This window comes from Allorhizocola rhizosphaerae (genome assembly GCF_003426775.1).
GTDB classification, from domain to species: domain Bacteria; phylum Actinomycetota; class Actinomycetes; order Mycobacteriales; family Micromonosporaceae; genus Allorhizocola; species Allorhizocola rhizosphaerae.
The window spans coordinates 1-18941 of sequence record NZ_QJUG01000034.1 but is presented as its reverse complement, the minus strand read 5'-3'; the positions used below and the strand labels follow the sequence as shown (position 1 = coordinate 18941).

The 18941-nt window shown below is 68.8% G+C and carries 7 protein-coding genes; 6 read left to right on the top strand and 1 reads right to left on the bottom strand.

The window, feature by feature from the left end:
* Positions 1-191: 191 nt before the first annotated feature.
* Positions 192-2057, bottom strand: a complete 1866-nt coding sequence (locus tag DM816_RS09625; RefSeq protein WP_117209809.1) for a sialidase family protein — start codon at positions 2055-2057, stop codon at positions 192-194.
* Between the two features lie 581 nt (positions 2058-2638).
* Here DM816_RS09625 and DM816_RS42355 point away from each other — a divergent pair.
* From DM816_RS42355 to DM816_RS09600, 6 genes are all read left to right on the top strand, one after another.
* Positions 2639-2803 (top strand): hypothetical protein, encoded by a 165-nt coding sequence (locus tag DM816_RS42355; protein WP_162907284.1) that lies wholly within the window; start codon positions 2639-2641, stop codon positions 2801-2803.
* An 85-nt stretch (positions 2804-2888) separates the two neighbouring features.
* Positions 2889-4436, top strand: a complete 1548-nt coding sequence (locus DM816_RS09620; RefSeq protein WP_211588614.1) for an RICIN domain-containing protein — start codon at positions 2889-2891, stop codon at positions 4434-4436.
* Between the two features lie 511 nt (positions 4437-4947).
* A complete protein-coding gene (locus DM816_RS09615) occupies positions 4948-11589 on the top strand; it encodes a LamG domain-containing protein (RefSeq protein WP_162907283.1) in 6642 nt (2213 codons plus the stop codon).
* Positions 11589-17135, top strand: coding sequence for an RHS repeat-associated core domain-containing protein (locus DM816_RS09610; protein ID WP_117209807.1), 5547 nt, complete (start codon positions 11589-11591; stop codon positions 17133-17135). The genes DM816_RS09615 and DM816_RS09610 overlap by 1 nt, the downstream gene beginning before the upstream one ends.
* Positions 17136-17143: 8 nt before the next feature.
* Positions 17144-17611: a hypothetical protein gene (locus tag DM816_RS09605; RefSeq protein WP_162907282.1), complete on the top strand. Its 468-nt coding sequence runs from the start codon at positions 17144-17146 to the stop codon at positions 17609-17611.
* Positions 17612-17676: 65 nt separating this feature from the next.
* Positions 17677-18941 (top strand): AfsR/SARP family transcriptional regulator (locus DM816_RS09600; protein ID WP_162907281.1); only part of this gene is annotated, 1265 nt, incomplete at its 3' end.

The following is an 18941-nucleotide window of genomic DNA, read 5'->3' as shown; positions in this document are numbered from 1 at the left end:
CGCCTCGAACCCAACGACGAACCGCCGCGGCGACCTGGCCTAAAGCGCCTCAATTCGGCGCTGCCAAAGCGACAGGGACGAGGGTGGCGAGGCCGGCTTAGGGATTGCGGTCAGCCCAGCCCACATGGCCCGGCAGCACAGGTTGCGGGTGCCCCGCCAGCAGACCGCCGGCGGGGCACCCGACGCTAGGGCTATTTCTGCGGATTGATAGTCGTGAAGGGGAGTCGGAGCCGGAGCTGCCCGGCGATGGGTACATTGTGTTCCCGGATTTCCCGCAGCTCCTCGGCGGTGAGGGCACGGCCGTAGATACGGAATTCGTCGAGGGCGCCGCGGAACGTGTTGTTGAGGCCGTCGACACGCCGACCGAGGTAGACGCTGTGGATGCCGAATTCTCTGCCGGTCGTCACCGAGCCGCGGGGAGCGGCCACGTCGGCGACGGTAATGCCGTCGATGACGACCGTGACCCGGGTCGCCGTTCGCTGCATGGCGACGTGGTGCCACAGCCCGTCGTTGTATGCGCCCGCGATGGTGATATTCGCATCGCCCTGGCCGGTGCCGACGACACCACGGATGCGATTGCTCGCCGGTTCGGCCCGCAGCCAGATCTGCGCGGCTCCCGTACCCACCTGGTAGAACCACCAGATCACGATGCTGCCGGAGGTTTCGCTGTACCGGAACCATGTCATGATCGTGAACTGGTCGTCTTCGAGGTCGACGCCTGGGTTGTATGGCATCTCCACGTAGTCGTTCATGCCGTCGAGCGCGAGTCCTTCTCCGTAACGACCCTCGCCCAACGTCGCATCGCCGCGCACGTATGCGGTGTTGTCGTAGCGCGGTGCCGCGTCCGGGGTGGTCGGACCCGGTGCCGGTGGCGGCGGCAGGCTCGGCGGCGAACCGTTCGGGGTGTCGAGGTAGGCCTCGTTGAACCGGACGAACTGGATCACCTCGTACAGCGCGGCCACGCCGCCTTCGTACAGCACGCCTGCCACGGGTCCCAGGACAGGATCGGTCTCGATCTTGACCAGATCGGAGTATCCGCCCGGACCCCAGCTGATGACCTTGCCTTCCTCCCAGGTCTCCCAGGTCCGGGCCTCGTCGTACGAGGACCGGATCGTCAGGGCCTGGCGCTTACCGGGATTGGCGGGTCCGGAGAACAGGATGCGGTTCCGCGCGTCGCCTTCGTCGGTGGCGGTGAGGCGCAGCAATGCTCCCTGCACAACCGGCATCGTCAGCTCGGGGACCATCTGGAACGGCGCGTCGTAGGTGTCGCCGCCGTCGCTGGAGATCGCGTATGCCCGCGTGCCGTCAGACGTCCCGGCTTCGCGCACGTTGACGTAGATGCGTCCGTCGGTCAGCTCCACGAGGGTCGACTCGTTGACGAAGATGTCGTCGGCGGCGCCACCCGCGCTGGCGCCAAGGTGCCATGTGTCGCCGCCGTCATCGCTGTACCCGAGGTGGATGCCGGCGATACGCCGCCCGTCGGGTCCGATCGACTCATGGTTGGCGCTCATCACCAGCCGCCCGGCGTGCGGCCCGCGTGTGAGCTGGATGGCGTGCACCGGACCGGTGGCGTACCAAGCGGTCCACTCAGGCAACATCAGCTCGGTCATCTCCCGCGGTGCGCTCCAGGTCGCTCCGTGGTCATCGCTGACCTGCAGGAACGGAACGCGGCCACCGCTTCCGGCGCCCGGGTTATGCGTGGTGAACAGCACGACCCGACCGGTCCGTTCGTCCACTATGGGCATCGGGTTACCGTGCGTGTCACCGTTGCCACGTGACACGACCTGCAGGGCCCCCCACGTGCGACCGCCGTCGTGGGACCGCTTCAGGACCAGGTCGATGTCGCCCCTGTCGTCGCAGTTGTTGATCCGGCCTTCGGCGAACGCCAGCAGGTCCCCGTTGGTGGCTTTGACGATCGCCGGAATCCGGTAGCAGAAATAGCCGTCAGCTTTCGCCGTGTAAACCGCGCGTTCCTCGTGGTACGGCTCGGCGGCGTACGCCGTGCCGCCTGAGAGCAAGGCGGCAGCAGCCATCGCGGCGACAGCGACTGCGGACAACAGGCGACGATGTCGTTGGCTGTGGCTCTGTCTTGTCATGAAGTGCGATACCTCCACTGGTCATCGCTGGTGCCGGTCGTGTCGGGCGCCGGGTGGGGCTGGAGCTTCAGGCTGTCGTCGCTGTTGCGCTCGGACCGTCCGCCATCCGGCTGTCGTCCGGCGGCCTCTTCGCGGCTCTGGCGGTCCGGCGCCAGGGCGGACCTTCGAAACATGAACGAAACGTGGACATCCTACGTCCCACGTCCGAGCCATCACAAGCCTCTCGTTTGAGATCGAATGTCGCTGATACCGAGCACTGCTGGGCTGCCACATCAGGCCGCCGTGGAGGTCGACTTCGGCCTGCTCACCGAGATTGCCGCCACTCCTAGGATGATCAAGGTGCGGGCCGTGTCGCATCGGACAGGATTTGGGCAACTATTGACGGCAGCCTGGATCGAGGACGAACCTCCTCGCTTCCGCAAGAGGAGATCCCATGTCCTATATCTGGAGATGCTGCAATCGCGACACCAAGCGCCGCAAGATAGTCAGCCTGTTGCCGTCACGGGCTCAGGTGCAACGTCGCCACGGCCGGGCGGGTCGAGGTGACCTGGATCGCCTACCACGCGCCCGGCGCGCCGAATCTGCACCCGGCCGACGCCCGGCTGTCCTTGCCAGACAGGTTGTACTCGTTTCCGTTGCAGCGTCTGGTGATCCACGAGGCAGCAGTTCTGGTGGTGGTGCGCGTGAGGCGGTCCCTCAAGGGTTGACAAAGTTTAGAGTTTAAACTTATTGTTCGCGATACCGGTGATGTCGATACTCCCCAACCATTCCCCGAGGCGCAGGAGCCGAAGAATGAGAGCACGACCCGTGCACAGGTGGCGCGTCTTCGGCGCGATGATGGTCACCGTCGCCGCCGCTGCTGCCACGATCCTCGTCGCCAACCAGGCTCAAGCCGCGACCATCGATAAGGCCGCTTACTACGTGCTCGTCTCCCGGCACAGCGGCAAAGCGATCGATGTCAACGGCGCGTCCACATCGGACGGCGCAGGCATCCTGCAATGGACCCGCACCGACGGCAACAACCAGCAATGGCAGTTCGTCGACTCCGGCAGCGGCTACTATCGCCTGCGCGCCCGGCACAGCGGCAAAGTCATCGACATCAACGGCGCGTCCGTGGCCAACGGCGCCAACGTGATCCAGCGGACCGACACCGGTGCCACCAGCCAGCAATTCCGCGTCATGGACACCACCAGCGGCTACGTGAAGCTCATCAACCGTAACAGCGGCAAGGCTTTAGACGTGTGGGGATGGTCCACTGCAGACGGTGCTCGTATCTCCCAATACACCGACACCGGCGGCGACAACCAGCAATGGCAACTCATCAAGCTCGGCGGAGGCCCCAGCGACGTCCTGTCCCAGGTGCACACCGCCGGCCGCGTCAAGGCCAATGGCAGTACCGTGCAATACAGCTGGCCCGGAATCTACTTCGAAGGCCGGATCCGGGGCACCGGGGTGGGAATCGTGCTCAACGACCCGGCCGCCGACTACCTGGTCCAGGTCGACGGCGTGACCGTATCCACCCTCGTCACCCCCGGCCAGACCACCCATTGGGTCAACGGCCTGAGCAACGCCGACCACACCGTACGCCTGGTGAAGCGCAACGAGAGCGCGTGGAGCACCAGCGAATTCGGCGGATTCGTCGCTGCCGCCGGCGGTGCCATCCTCACCAAGCCGACCGCACGCAGTCGGCAGATCGAGTTCATCGGCGACTCACTCACGGCCGGCTACGGCAACACGTCCACCAGCCGGGACTGCACCGGCGATCAGGTGAACCGCACCACCAACACCGACATCGGCTACGGCGCGCTCACCGCCCGGCGGCTGTCGGCCGACTATCAGGTCAACGCCTTCTCCGGCAAAGGCATGGTGCGCAACTACAACGGCGGCGATCCGGGCAACCACTACCGTGCCTACTACGACCGGGCGCTGCTGAACGTGGCCGGCGATGTCTGGAACCCGGGCACCTGGCGGCCCCACCTCGTCGTGGTCTACCTCGGCACCAACGACTTCTCGACCGCCATCAACCCCGGCGAGCCGTGGACACCGGACAGCCTCGCCGCCGCCTATCGCACCGCCTATGGCGACTTCCTGCAGAAACTGCGGACCCGCTACGGCGCCGGCACAACGATCGTGGCCGTTGGCGCCAACCCGTTCGCCGGCCACGTCCAGCAGGTGGTACAGGAGCGCACCAGTGCCGGGGACAGCCGCGTCCGCTACTGGTTCCTCGACGGCAACGGCCTGGACCTCCTCGGGTGCCATTGGCATTACTCCAGCCGCGACCACCAACTCATCTCTGACCGGCTCAGCACATTCATCGGCACCCTGTCACTGAACTGGTAGCCGGTGGGGTTAAGGCGGGTCTGGCTGCGAGGTGCCGGCAGCGCTGACAGCTCGGGCAGGTATGCGTCACCAGGCATTTCGAGGACGGTGAGGATGGTGCGGCGTGACGCAGACCAGTCCGGCTACGGAGATGCGGCCCGATCCTTCGCCGGACACCGTGGCCACCGGTATGACCCCCTTGCGTGACCAGGTGCGTGCCCGACCCCGGGCGCAGGGTGTGGCCCGCTTAGTCTTCGAAGCACAACCAGGCGCCCTGCTCGGCGGCTAGGGTTTTCCCTTTTCCACGACATTTGCGCCCAACTTCCAACCCACCATGAGCACGGCTTCAACGTGTTCGGCGACCCGCCAACGAGCGCGGCAGCCGGCGCCGCCGCGGCGTTCGCTCGTCCCCTATGGAACACCTGGTGGGAGTGGGTTTGTCTGCCGGCTGAAAGCGATCGGTAAGGGGGGTGCTGGACGCTGTCGCCGTGCCGTGTGGGGCGGCATAGGCGACAGGCGGGAGGACCCCTCGGTGAGCAGGTTATGGCGGACAGCAGGGTTGGTGGTGTCGCTTCTGGTGACACCGGCCCTGCCGGGAATCGCACCGTCCACAGTGGAGGGCGGGCCGCGGCCCGTGATCACCGAGGCGCGCGGCGGGGGCGAGGCGCTGGCCGCGGCGCGGCGGCAGCGGACCGACGTCGTCGTCACCGGGCTGACCGACGAGATGCGTTTGGTGAAGGCGCACCCGGACGGCACGATGAGCGCCGAGCTGGCGGTCAAGCCGGTGCGCGTGGCGCGGGGCGGCCGGTGGGTGGATATCGACCCGGCGCTGGTGCGCCGCGGCGACGGTTCGGTTGGGCCGCGCGTGGCAACGATCGACCTGGCGTTCTCCGGCGGGGGCAGGCAGCCGCTGGTGCGGCTGGGCGTCGCGGGCGGCTCGGTGGCTCTGACGTGGCCGGGCGAGCTGCCCGCGCCCGAGCTTGCCGGATCGGTGGCGACCTATCGTGACGTGCTGCCCGGCGTCGACCTGAGGCTGCGCGCCGACGGCACCGGCTATGTGAAGCATCTCGTCGTCCGCTCCGCCGAGGCGGCGGAAAACCCCGCGCTGCAAAGGATCCGGCTGGGGCTGGCGACACGCGGGCTCACCGTCGCGGTGACCGAGTCGGGCGGCACAGAGATCCGCGACCCGGTGGGCACCGTCGTCATGACCGGTCCCGCCGCGGTGATGTGGGACAACGCGGCGTCCAACGTGGACTCTCCCGGCGAGGAAACGACCGTGGCGCCGGTCAAGGTGCTTGTCGAAGAAGCGAGCCTCATCCTGGTACCGGATGAGAAGCTCTTGAAAGGTTCTGAAACCCGCTTCCCGCTGGTCATCGATCCCAGCGAGCACACGGCGGGCCGGCACCACTGGACGAAGGTATTCTCGGGCAAGCCGACCGCCAAGAACTGGGACGGCACAGGGCTTGACGGTGGCGAGGCCAAGGTCGGCTATTGCGGCTGGAGCGGTTGCAACGGTATCGGGACCGTGCGCAACTACTGGATGTTCGACACCAGCTTCCTGTTGCACCGCACGGTCCTCGACACGCGGTTCAAGGCGCGCACCAACGCCGGGCCGGACTGCAACCAGCCCCGCGACCACGTCCTCTACAAATCCAACACCTGGCACATCGCGTCGGACACGGACTGGCACAACCAGCCCGCCGGCGGCACGGTGGGCAGTCCGAACGGCCTGCGGCTCGGCGGGGCCTCGGTGCCCGGCTGCGGGTCGCACGAGGTGACGTTCCTGCCCTACAACCACGTCAACCTGGACAGCGTCACGACCTACTTCCTGATCGCCAACAACGAGACCGACAAGTACGCGTGGCGCCGGTACAGCGCCGATTCGGCCTCGCTGTGGGTGAGGTGGAACGCCACCCCGAACGAACCGCACCATCCCCGCATCCTTGAGGGAGTGCCCCAGCCGTGCGACAACTGCGCCGGCAAGGCGTATTCGAGCGCGAACTCCCTGACCATGCAGGCGTATCTGGACGACCCCGACGGGGATCAGCTCTACGCCGATTGGGATGTGTATGGCACGCCCGCCGACGGCGGCCCCTCCCGGAAGACCGAGCTGCGCCCGAACATCGCGCTGGGGTCCGGCAACTGGCACAGCCAGACGCTCGACCAGACGGAGCGGCACGGTCAGGAGATGAGCTGGTGGGTGCGGGCCCGCGACGGCCACACCGGTGGCGACGGACCATGGGTGCGCGGCCCCGGCCAGTGGTTTGTCGACCGGGTCGGCGTGGCGAACGCGCCGCTGGTCTCCAGCCCCACCTATCCGGACGACAACCGTTGGCACGGCGGCGCCGCGGTGCCGGGCGACTTCACGTTCACCTCGAACGGCGTCGACGACGTCAACCACTTCCTGTGGGGCTGGACCTATCCGCCCAGCACCAAGGCTGTTGCCAACCGGCTCGGCGGCGAGACGACCGTGAAGCTGACGCCGCCCGGCGACGGGCCGCGCGATTTGTATGTGCAGAGCGTGGACAAGGCCGGCCACCACGGCCCGATCACCCGGCACCGAATCTACGTGCGCGGCGGCAACGGCCCGCTGGCGCAGTGGTCGTTCGAGGGCGGCACCAAGGACACCGCGTTCCTGGGGTGGCGCGACGCCACGCTGCACGGCGGGGCCACCTACGCGCCGGGCGCGGTCGGCCAGGGCATGAACCTCAACGGCGAGAACGGCCACCTGACCGCTGACGCCGCCGTGCGCGCGGACGCGAGTTTCTCGGTCACCGCCTGGGCGAGGATCGACCATCTGAACTCGGACGGGGGCACGGTCGTGAGCCAGGGCGGCGAGGGGAACTGCAGCTTCTGCCTGCAGTACGAGAAGTCGAACCAGCGCTGGGTTTTCGTGGCACCGCACAACGACGCGCACCCGTCGTCCGGCTACGACTTCGTGCGCTCGACGGCACCACCCGTGCCGGGCGAGTGGACCCACCTCGCAGGCGTCTACGACAGGTACGAGGGCAAGATGCGCCTGTACGTCAACGGTGTGCTCATGGGCGAGGCGAATCGTGTCCCGCGCTGGCACGGGGTGGGGCCGGTACGCATCGGCCACGCCCGGACGGCCGGCGTCAGCCACGCCTACTTCCCGGGCACCATCGACGAAGTCAAGATCTACGATCGGCCCATCTCGCCGGCCGAGGTGCGTGCCCAGGTCAGCCACGACAACGTCCAGCTCGGCTACTGGAACTTCGATGACGATCCGGGAAGCACGACGGCGGTCAACGCCGTGCCCGGCGGGGCCGCCGGTGTCCTGGGCGGCGACGCCAGGTTCGTCACCGGCCAGGTCAACGGGGCGGTGAAGCTGGGCGAGGCGGGCCACGTGTCCATGGGCGCGCCCGTGATCCGCACGGATCAGAGCTTCACGGTGGCCGCGTGGCTCACGGTGGACGCCGATGCCCCGGCCAATCAGGCGCGGACCGCGGTGTCGCAGGACGGCACCGTCCACAGTGGATTCTTCCTCGGCTATCGCAACCAGGACGGGGGCCGATGGGAGCTCTACGTCCCCTCGGCGGACGCGATCACCCGGCCGCCGGACACGCTGGTCCACAGCGGAGCGAGCTCGGCCCGGGTGGGCCAGACGGCACACGTGGCCGCGGTCTACGACGCAGCGGCACAACAGATCCGCCTCTACGTCGACGGAAGGCTGATGGGCACGGCGCAGCGCACCAACGGGTTCCACGCCACAGGCCCGCTGCGCGTCGGCGGCGGCCGCTGGAACGCGGGCCCGGCCAACCCGTGGAGCGGCACGGTCGACGAGCTTCGCGCCTACGGCCGGGTGCTGTCGGCCGAGGAGCTGCAGGGCCTGGTGAGCCGCGACGCCGTCGCGGTGGGACGGTGGGCCTTCGACGGCAATCTGAGCGCCGTGCCGAGCCGGCTCAACGGGCGCGACGCCGGTCACCCGGTGGACTACACCGGCGGGCAGTCCACGCTGCCGGCGACCAACGATCTGGCGTTGCAGCTCAACGGATACGGACCGAACGGCTACGTCTCGGCCGACCACGCCGTCGACAGCAGCCGCAGCTTCTCCGTGGCGGCCTGGGCCCGCCTGGACAGGATCGGCAACTACCCGGCCGTGATGTCCCAGGACGGTCAGAACATCAGCTCGTTTCAGCTGCACGCCCTGCCCGAGGGCAACTGGGCGTTCAGCGTCTACGGCAGCGACTCGGAGTCCAGCTCCGGCACCAAACGGCTGGTCGGCCCCAAGGTCCAGGAAGGGGCGTGGACCCATCTGGTGGGCAGCTACAACGCGGTGAGCCGCCGCACCGAACTCTACGTCAACGGTGTGCTGGCGGGCTCGATGGACGACGTGAGCATCTTCAACCACGCGCCCGGCGAACTGCAGATCGGGTCGGCGATGTGGGCACGGACGCGCGGCGACTTCTTCCACGGTGCGATCGACGACGCGTCGGTGTGGTCGCGGCCGCTGTTCGCCGAGGAGGTGAAGGTGATGGCCGGGCGCGACCTTTCCCTTGCGCACCAATGGAAGCTGGACGAGCCGAGCGGGCGCAACGCCGCCGACGCGGTCGGCGCCCGCGGCGGCGCGCTGTCGGGCGACGCCACGTTCGCCGTGGGCCGGGTGGGCAACGCGGTGCGGTTCGACGGATCGGGCGACGCGGTCACCACACCCGGCGTGGACGTGCGCACCGACAAGGCGTTCACGCTCACGGCATGGGTCAAGCTCGCCTCGGACCGGTGCGTGTGCAGGACGGAGGCGGTCGGCATCCCGGGCAAGCTGAGCCTGGGCCATGTCAAGGACAACGACCAATTCCAGTGGGGCGCCTGGTATTTCGAGATGCCGGAGCCGGATGGCAGGGTGACCAAGGCCTCGCTTGCCACCCGGTTGGAGGAGGTCGGCGCCTGGGTCCACCTGTCCGGCGTGTACGACCCGGCCACGAAGGCGGTCGTGCTTTACGTCGACGCGGTGCGCCACGACGAGGGCACGCTCAACACGGCGTGGCACTCGGCCGCGGGTGTGGTCATGGGCCGCACGTGGTCGGGCGACGTCGACGACGTGCGCCTCTACACCGGCGCCCTGGACAACGCGCGGCTCGCCGACCTGTACAACTCCTATCCGGCCGAGAACGGCCCGGCCGAGCTTCCGGTGGCCGATGCGGGCCATTGGAAATTCGATGAGGGTACCGGCACGACCGCCGCGGATTCCAGCGGCCGCAACCTGACCGCGACCATCAAGGGCGGCATGACCTGGACCGGCGGCCGCTCCGGTGGCGCACCCCTGTTCGACGGCACCTCGGGCTTTGCCGAGACGGCCGGCCCGGTGCTGGACACCGCGCGCAGCTTCTCGGCGTCGGCGTGGGTCTACCTGACCGACGACAGCGCGGGCGATCGCACCGTGCTCGGCCAGGACGGCAACCGGGTCAGCGGGTTCGAGGTGCGTTTCGACGGCGCCGCGAAGAAGTGGGCCGTGGTCGTGCCACAGTCCGATACGGACAATCCAATCAGGACAGTCGTGGTATCCACCGAAAGCGCGCTCCCGCACGACTGGATCCACCTGGCGGTCACCTACGACTTCGGCCTCAGGCAGCTGCGCCTCTACGTCAACGGGGTGCTGTCGGCGGCCAAGGTGGGGGTGACGATCCAGCCGTCGGGCGGACCGCTGTCGATCGGCCGGGGCCGCTGGAACGGGGCGAACGCGGGCTACTTCCCGCGCGCCATCGACGACGTCCGGGTGTACCGGCGGGCGTTGTCGGGCGGCGAGGTGCGCCTGGTGCACGACGACTCGCCGATGGCCGAGTTCGGCTTCTACCGGTTCGACGAGAACGACGCCCGCGATTACAACTGGCGCAAGCAGAACGCCACCGTCTCCGGCGGCGTGACCTACGGTCCGGGCATCTCCGGCCGCGCCATGCATCTGGATGGCACCGGCTCGGCCGTCACCGGCAACGGCACGCTGGTCGACGCCGAGATGGACAGCTTCGGCGTCTCGGCCTGGGCCAAACTGTCCCGCAACGACAAGGTTTCCACCATCGCCAGCCAGGACGGCGAACGGCAGAGCGGATTCGTGCTGCAGTACCGCCCCGGACTCAACCGCTGGGTCTTCGGCCAGGCGGTGTCCGACTCCGACGGCGCGCCCATGGTGTACGCGCACTCGCTGCTGCCGCCGGTGCTCGACCGGTGGACGCACGTGCAGGGCGTGTATGACTATCCCGCCCGGCAATTGCGCATCTACATCGACGGGCAGCTGTCCGGGGTGACCGACAACGTCAACGCCTGGCGCGCCCGCGGCCGGCTGGCCCTGGGCCGCGCCAAGGAGAGCGGCGATGCGCACGGGTTCTTCCACGGCGCGATCGACGAGGTCCATATCGACCAGTGGGAGATCAGCGACGCCAAGCTGGCCGAGCGGACCGGCTGGCCCCTGCCGCAGGCCGGTCAGCTGGGCCGGTACGTCAACCTCGCGGGCGATCGGTACGCCGGGAACACCGGCGGCAAGCCACGCGAGGGTTATCACTTCCAGACCGCGCTCGGCCTGCCCGCCGCGCCCGGCCCGAACACCGCGATGCTCTACGAATGCGTGTCCGGATCGGACGGTTACACGTCGGCCGATCCCGGCTGCGAGGGCGGCACCAACGTCGGTGAGGTCGGGCGGGTCTACACGGTGCAGCCGACGAACCTGGCAACGGTTCCGCTCTACCGGTGCCTGTCCGGGACCGACAGGTTCGAGACGGCGCAGGCGGACTGCGAGGGCGGCACCCGGCAGACCACCTTGGGCTTCACCGTGGCCTACGCCGCGCTCGTGCGCCACTACCTGCCGTCTGGGCCGGATCACTACACGACGGTCGACGGTGCGCCGGTTTCCTATCGGGCCGAGGGGCCCCAAGGCTACTTGGGCCTGATCCAGCCCGCGGACGCGCTGGTCCTCTACAGCTGCATGGACGGGGTCGACCAGTTCGTCTCCACCAACCCCGCCTGCGAAGGAAAGACCGTGCTCGGCCGGCTCGGCGCGCTTCACGCCCAGCCGCCCGCCGGAGTGGCAAGCAGGCTCCTCAAGCGATGCGTCTTCGCCGGACAACGATTCACGTCGATTGTCGGCTGCGAGGGCTACCCCGTCGACGCCGATCTCGGATACATCCTCGCCAACCCGCCCACGACGACAGCGGAGTTCAGCTGATGAGCAATCACCGCCGCCGCCTCGCGGCCGCCCTCGCCTTCCTGATGACCGTGACCCTGGTCGACATACTGCGGCCGGCGGTCTCGGCCGCCGCCGGACCGTCGACCGAACTGGAAAAGACCGATCCGGTACCGGTGACCAAGCAGACCATGGGCAGCCGCGCGCCCGATCAGGCCAGCCTGCAGGCCCTGACCGGCAACCAGCCGACGGGAGGCCAGACCAAGGAGGGCTCCGGGACGCCGACGGCCAGCCCGCTTTCGCCAAGCGCGTCATGGAAGGTGTCACCGCAGACGGGCAACTTCACGTGGTCCTACCCGTTGCGGGTGCCGCCCGTGCCGGGTGGCCTGGAGCCCGAACTGGCCCTGAACTATTCGTCGTCGGCGGTGGACGGCCGCACGAGCGCCACCAACAACCAGGCGTCATGGGCGGGCGACGGCTGGGATCTGTCCGTCGGGTTCATCGAGCGGACCTACGGCGGTTGCTCCACCGACGGGCACTCCACCAAGGGCGATCTGTGCTGGCGCTCCGAGAACGCGTATGCCGCTTTCCCGGGCGGCAGCGGCCAGATGGCCAAGGACGCCAACGGCTTCTGGCGGCTTGAGTCGGACAACGGCGCCCGGATCGAGCATCTGCCCGGTGACCACTGGAAGATAACGACAGTCGACGGGACGCAATACTTCTTCGGCTCACGCGCCGACGCCGGGTCGAAGTGGACGGTCCCGGTGTTCGGTGACGACCCCGGCGAGCCGTGCCACACGGGCACCTTCGCCACGTCGCACTGCGTCCAGCCGTGGCGGTGGAACCTGGACCGGGTCGTAGACACGCACGGCAACCAGATCCTGTACGGATACCTCACGGAGACGGACACCTACCGCCGCAACGAGGGCGAGACGCGTGCGGGCTACACCCGTGGCGGCACGCTGCGCACGGCCGAATACGGTCCGGCCGACGCGGGCGGGCGCACGACCGCGCGGGTCGACTTCGACACCGCCGACCGGTGCGTGCGCGACAGCGTGTGCACCGTGGAGCGCAAGGAGAACTGGCCGGACAGCCGCGCCGAGGCGGACCCGGAGAGCATCGCGCCCACGTTCTGGATCACCAAGCGGCTGGCGAAGGTGACCACGAGCGTGCTCAAGGACGGCCAGTACCGGCCGGTCGACTCGTGGACGCTGGAGCACCAGTTCCCCAACCCGGGCGACGGCCAGAAGGCCGCGCTGTGGCTGCGCTCGATCACCAGGGCGGGGCACGTGGGCGGCGAGACCACGTTGCCGCCGGTCGTCTTCGAGGGCACCAAGATGGCCAACCGGGTGCACGCGCCGGACGCCTTCGCGCCGCTGAATCGGTACCGGATATCAGGAATCGTCACGGAAACGGGTGGCGTGGTCGACATCAAATACCGCGCGCCCGACTGCACACCCGAAAACGTTGGCTCGATTGTCAGGCACGAGAACACGAAGCTGTGCTATGCGGTGAAGTGGAAGCCGCAGTACAGCAACGAGCGCACGGACTGGTTCCACAAGTACGTGGTCGACTCCGTGGAAGAGCTCGACCGCCTGGGCAACACCGTGCCGACCAGCACCCGCTACGTGTACCACGACGGCGCGGCGTGGCACTACGACACCAGCGAGTTCACCGAGGAGAGCAAGCGCACCTGGAGCGAGTACCGCGGCTTCGGGCGGGTGCAGGTGCTCACCGGCCGCGACGGCGACGCCAGTGGTCCGGTCACGATGAAGGAGCACCGCTACCACCGGGGCATGCACGGCGACACCCTCCCGAATGGACAGACCCGCACCGTGACCGTCGACGGCCGGCCCGACCACGACTGGCTGTCCGGCTTCGAGTACTACGAGGCGACACACCTCGGCGTGAGCGACACCATCGTCAGCAAGACGCTCACCAAACCCGACTGGCAGGGCCCGACCGCGAGCCGCGGCAGGATAAGCGCCTACATCCTGCGCGACGGCGAGGTGCGCACCCAGACCCACCTCGGCGCGGACCGGTGGCGCGAGACCAAGGTGGTGTCGTCCTATGACGACAGGGGGATCCTGACCGAGACCGACGATTTCGGCGACGTGAGCACCCCCGCTGACGACAGGTGCACCACGGTCGGCTACGTGCGCAACTCCGGCGACTGGATCCTCGACCGCCCGGTCCGCAACGTGACCGTCGCGGTCAACTGCGACACCACCCCGGTCTTCCCGCGCGACGCGCTGTCAGACACGCAAACGGCCTACGACGGCAAGGACTTCGGCCAGCCACCGTCCAAGGGCGACGCGACGCACGTGAAGTCGGCCAGGCAGCGGCCGGCATCCGGCCCGGTGTACCAGACCATGTCCACCACCACCTACGACACCTACGGCCGGGTCACCAGGTCGGGCGACGCACTCGGGCGGGAGACCACGACGGCCTACGAGCCCGCCACCGGCGGCCCGGTCACCCGGACCACCACCACCAACGCCTTGGGGCACAACACCATCGTCACCCTCGAACCCGCCTGGGGACAGCCGATCCGAAGCGTCGAACCGACCGGGGCGGTCACCGAGACGCAGTACGACCCGCTGGGCAGGACGGCACAGGTCTGGCTGCCCAACCGGCCGCGGGCTAACAACCCGGAGGGCAGCTACAGGTTCACCTACGAGATTCACCACGACAAGACCACGGTCGTCACCACGAGCAGGGTGGGGCCGCGGGGCAACCACGTCACGTCGCACACGCTCTATGACGGGCTGTTGCGGGAGCGGCAGACCCAGACGCCCGCGGTGGGCGGGGGCAGGCTGATCGTCGACACCCACTACGACACGCACGGGCGCGCCTACAAGACCACCAACCCGTACTACAACGACGCCCCCGTCGACAGGGAACTGTGGCGGGCGTTGGACACCGCCGTCCCCGGCGTGACGCTCAACACCTACGACGGTGCCAACCGCATCACCTCCACGGAACTGCGGGTCCACGACACGGTGAACCAGCGCACCACCCGAAGCTACGGCGGTGACCGGGTCACCGTCACGCCTCCGGCCGGTGCGCCGCCGACCACCACCGTCAACAACGCGCGGGGCCAGACCGTCGAGCTGATCCAGGCCGGGGAGAGCACAAAATACGGCTACTCCAGGGCCGGGTTGCTCGCGTCCGTCACCGACCCGGCCGGCAACTCCTGGACGTTCGGCTACGACCTGCTCGGCAACCGCGTCGAGAGCGACGACCTGGACAAGGGCGACTCCACGGCCACCTTCGACGCCGCCGGGCAGCTGACAAGCACCACCGACGCCCGCGGGATCACGCTCACCTACCACTACGACGACCTGGGCCGGCAGACCAGCATCAAGCGAGGCAGCGAAACGCTGGCGGAGTTCACCTTTGACACGGCCGTCAACGGCGCCGGCCTGCCGGCCAAGAGCATCCGCTATCACGGCGGGCAGGCGTACGTCACCGAAATCCTCGGCTACTCGCTGCTCAAGCAGGTCACCCGGGCGCAGACCACCATCCCGGAAAACGAGCAGACCCTCGCCGGGACCTACCTCAACACGTTCACCTTCAACCCGGACGGAAGCCTCGCCTCCGAGAGCTACCCGGCGATCGGCGACCAGACCCAGCCGTGGGGGATCAAGCAGGAAATCGTCACCCACACGTACGACGACTTCGGCCGTCCACTCAAGACATACGGCGGATTCCCCGGGAAGCCGGTCAATTATGTGCTTGACAATGAATTCACACGGTACGGCGAAAGCACCCGCCTGCATCTGGGCGAGCCCCCAAGGGAGGGCGAGAACGGGAAGCGCTCGTGGCTGACCACCTATCGGGAGCTCGGCACGCGGCGGGTGGAGCGGATCATCGTGGACGCCGAGGCGCCATCGCCGAAGCAGTCCGACGCGACGTTCGCCTACGACCCGGCCGGCAACATCACCTCGATCGCGACCGCGCTGGCGGACGGGTCCGTTGACCGGCAATGCTTCCGCTACGACGCGCAGCGCCGGCTGACCGAGGCGTGGACACCGGCCGGGCAGTGCGCGTCGCCGTCCGACGCGCTCGGTGGCCCGGCGGCGTACCGGCACTCGTTCACCTACGACGCGGCCGGCAACCGGACCACGGGCACCAAGAACGGCACGCTGACCCAGTACAACTACACCGGCACGGGGCACCGGCTGGCGTCTTTGACCACGCCGTCCACGGCAGGCGTGCAGACCGCCGCGTTCGACTACGACGCCATGGGCAACACCAAGGCGCTGGCGGGGATGACGCTGGAGTGGGACGCCGAGGGGCACCTGGCCAAGGCGGTCAAGGACGGCAGGGTCACGACGTTCGTCTACGCCGCAGACGGGGAGCGGCTGGTGCGCAACGACCCCGACGGCGTGACGCTTTACCTTGCGGGACAAGAGCTTCGGCTGGAGAAGCAATCGGGGGCACGCAAGGCGACGCGCTACTACACCCACGGCGGGCAGACGGTCGCGGTTCGCGCCGACGGCAGGCTCACCTGGCTCGCCGCCGACCACCAGGGCACCGCGCAGATCGCCATCGACGCGGAGACGCTTCAGGCGAGCAAGCGGTTCTTCGACCCGTTCGGCGGTCCGCGGGGCCCACAGGCGGCCTTCCCCGGCGAGCAAGGATTTGTCGGGGGTACCAGGGACGGCTCCACCGGGCTGACCCACCTCGGCGCGCGCGACTACTCGCCCGAGCTCGGCCGGTTCGTGTCGGTCGACCCGTTGCTGCTCGCCGCGGATCCGCAGCAGCTCAACGGGTACGCCTACGCCGCGAACACACCGGTCGTGATGAGCGACCCGACCGGGCTGGCGGGCAGCTGCCCCGACGGCGTCTGCAACCGGAACACCTGCTCGGCCTGCGCGTCCAACCGCCAGACGTCGGTCGTCGCCGCGCAGCAGAGGCAGACGGCGACTCGCAAGGCGTGGGGTCCGCACTACCGGTCCTTCCAGAACGAGAAGGCCGCGCAGAAGTACGCCCGCACCTACCTGCAGCAGCCGGTCGCCAAGCCACCGGCGCCGCACGGGCACCACCACTCGCCGCATTCTCCGAAAGCTCCGAAGCCCAGCGGCAAGGGCGGGGGCTGGATCGGGCTGGCCCTGCACGCGCTGATGCTGGCGATCGAGCATGGCAAGCACGGGCAGATCGGCGATCCGCAACCCGGGCAGATGCCCGATCCGAGGTACGACGACGAGTACTTCTACGCCGCCGGCGACGAGCACGGGCCGATGGGCAGCCGCAGAGACGACTTCGACTGGGACGAGAACAACAAGATCGTCCCGGTGGGGCACAGCGACAAGGGCAAGTCGGTGTTCTACCGGTTCCAGCCCGTCAAGGGTCCGGCAGGCGACCATTGGGCGCTCACCGGCCACGTCTGGCGAGCCAAACAGAAGGACCTCAAGGCGCTGGGAGTGTTCAACTTCAACCCGGACGGCAAGGAGTTCGGTGGCCCACAGCCGTACTACCACGTCTCCATCCTTCCGCTGAGTGACGGGATGAGTAAGAGCGCGTTTGATAAGAAGTTCAGGAAGGGCGTCGAGTGGGAGCTCGTCACAGTGATACCGAGGTGAATCCAGCCGTGACATCCGCAGAGGAAGCCTGGCAGGCCATGAAGTCGGCCGAAGACGCCTACTACCGGGCGCGGATGGCCTTCGTGGCCGCCGGTCCCGAAGCGGTGTTGCGGGAGCAGCTGGGCGGCGCGCGGGGCCGGGCAACGGCCCTGCGTGTGCTCGCCGACCTCCTCCCGGACCACACGGTGAACCTGTGCCCGGAGGTCTTCGAGGTCGCGGTGAGCAGCGAACGCGACCTGGCGCTGGCCCGGCAGGTGATCTCGCGGGTCGAGCCGGCCCGGCTGTCGCGGGTCCTACCGCCGGTGGTGCGACGGTTCCTCGCCGATGAGCAGCGTGACTCCTGGCAGTACCGGCGCGCCGCCGAGCTGCTGGACCTGCTCGGGCAGACGGAGCTGCTGTCGGAGCTCGTGGAAAAGGCCAACCACTCCAAGGATCACGGCATCCGCGATGTCGGTCGCGACTTCGGAGCCGCCTGAAGACCTGGCTCAACCCGTATCGGACGGTTACGATCTCCCCGACGCATGTGCGCCTGGGGGGATGGGTGGAGTTTCGCGTACTCGGTCAGCTTGAGATGGCGACCGGTGGCGTTGACGCACGCCACTGGTCGCCGGTTGCCGCCCGCAAGCCGCGGATCCTGTTGGCTGCCTTGCTGGTGCAGGCCAACGAGCTCGTGCCGACCGGCGAGCTGATCGAATTCATCTGGGCCGGCGCCAGGCCGCGCAATCCCCGCGCTGCGTTGCAGACCTGTGCCACGCGGCTGCGGCAGCTGCTGCACGACGCGGGATCGAAGGCCCGCATCGTGGGCAGCGACACCGGGTACCGGATAATCCTTGACCCGACTGATGTCGACCTGGGCCTGTTCGGCATCCTGGTGCGCGCCGCCGAGACCGCCGCCGAGCGCGGTGACACGGCAGGCGAGGCGGACGCCTTGCGTGAGGCGCTGTCACTGTGGCGCGGCGAACCGTTGGCGGGCATCGACTCCGAGGCGCTCCTGCGTGACGCGGTGTCGCGCCTGGCCGGATGGCGGCTCGAAATCCTGCAGCGGCGGCTGGAGCTGGACCTGCGGCTGGGCCGGCACGCGCAGGTGGTCACCGAGCTGCGCGAGCTCGTGGAGCGATACCCCCTGCGGGAACGCTTGTGGTGGCTGCTGATTTCGGCCCTGCATCGCGACGGGCGGCGGGCCGAGGCGCTCGCGGCCTACCGGGACGTGAGCGCACACCTCGCCGAGGAGCTGGGCGTGGACCCCGGCGCGGAGCTGCGCGAACTGCACATGGCTGTGCTGCAAGGAGAATCGGCATCGCCGGAGTCGGTCGCGCGGGAGTCATGGCTCGGGCAGTGCCGCCTTCCGCCCGCGGTGCGCGGCTTCGTCGGCCGTGACGAGGCCATCTCGGCGCTGCTCGACCAGCTCCGGCCGCGCGGTGGCGTGCCGCCCGAGCACGTCGTGGCCATCTCGGGCCTGCCCGGCTCGGGAAAGACCGCGCTCGCGCTGCACGTGGCGCACGCGCTGCGCGACGACTATCCAGACGGGCAGTGGTACGTGCGGCTCGGCGGGGCGGGGCCGAGCCCACGGGAACCCGCGCACGTCCTCGACGAGCTGCTCCGGACGGCGGGAGTCGAACCGGGCACCATCCCGGCCGAACCGTCCGAACGCGAGGGTGCGCTGCGCGCCCGCCTGGCCGATCGCCGGCTGCTGCTGGTGCTCGACGACGCCGCGGGCGCCGCGCAGGTGCTGCCGCTGCTGCCCGGCACGCCCGGCTGCGCCGTGCTGATCACCAGCCGGGCGACGCTCAGCGGGCTCGCGGCGCT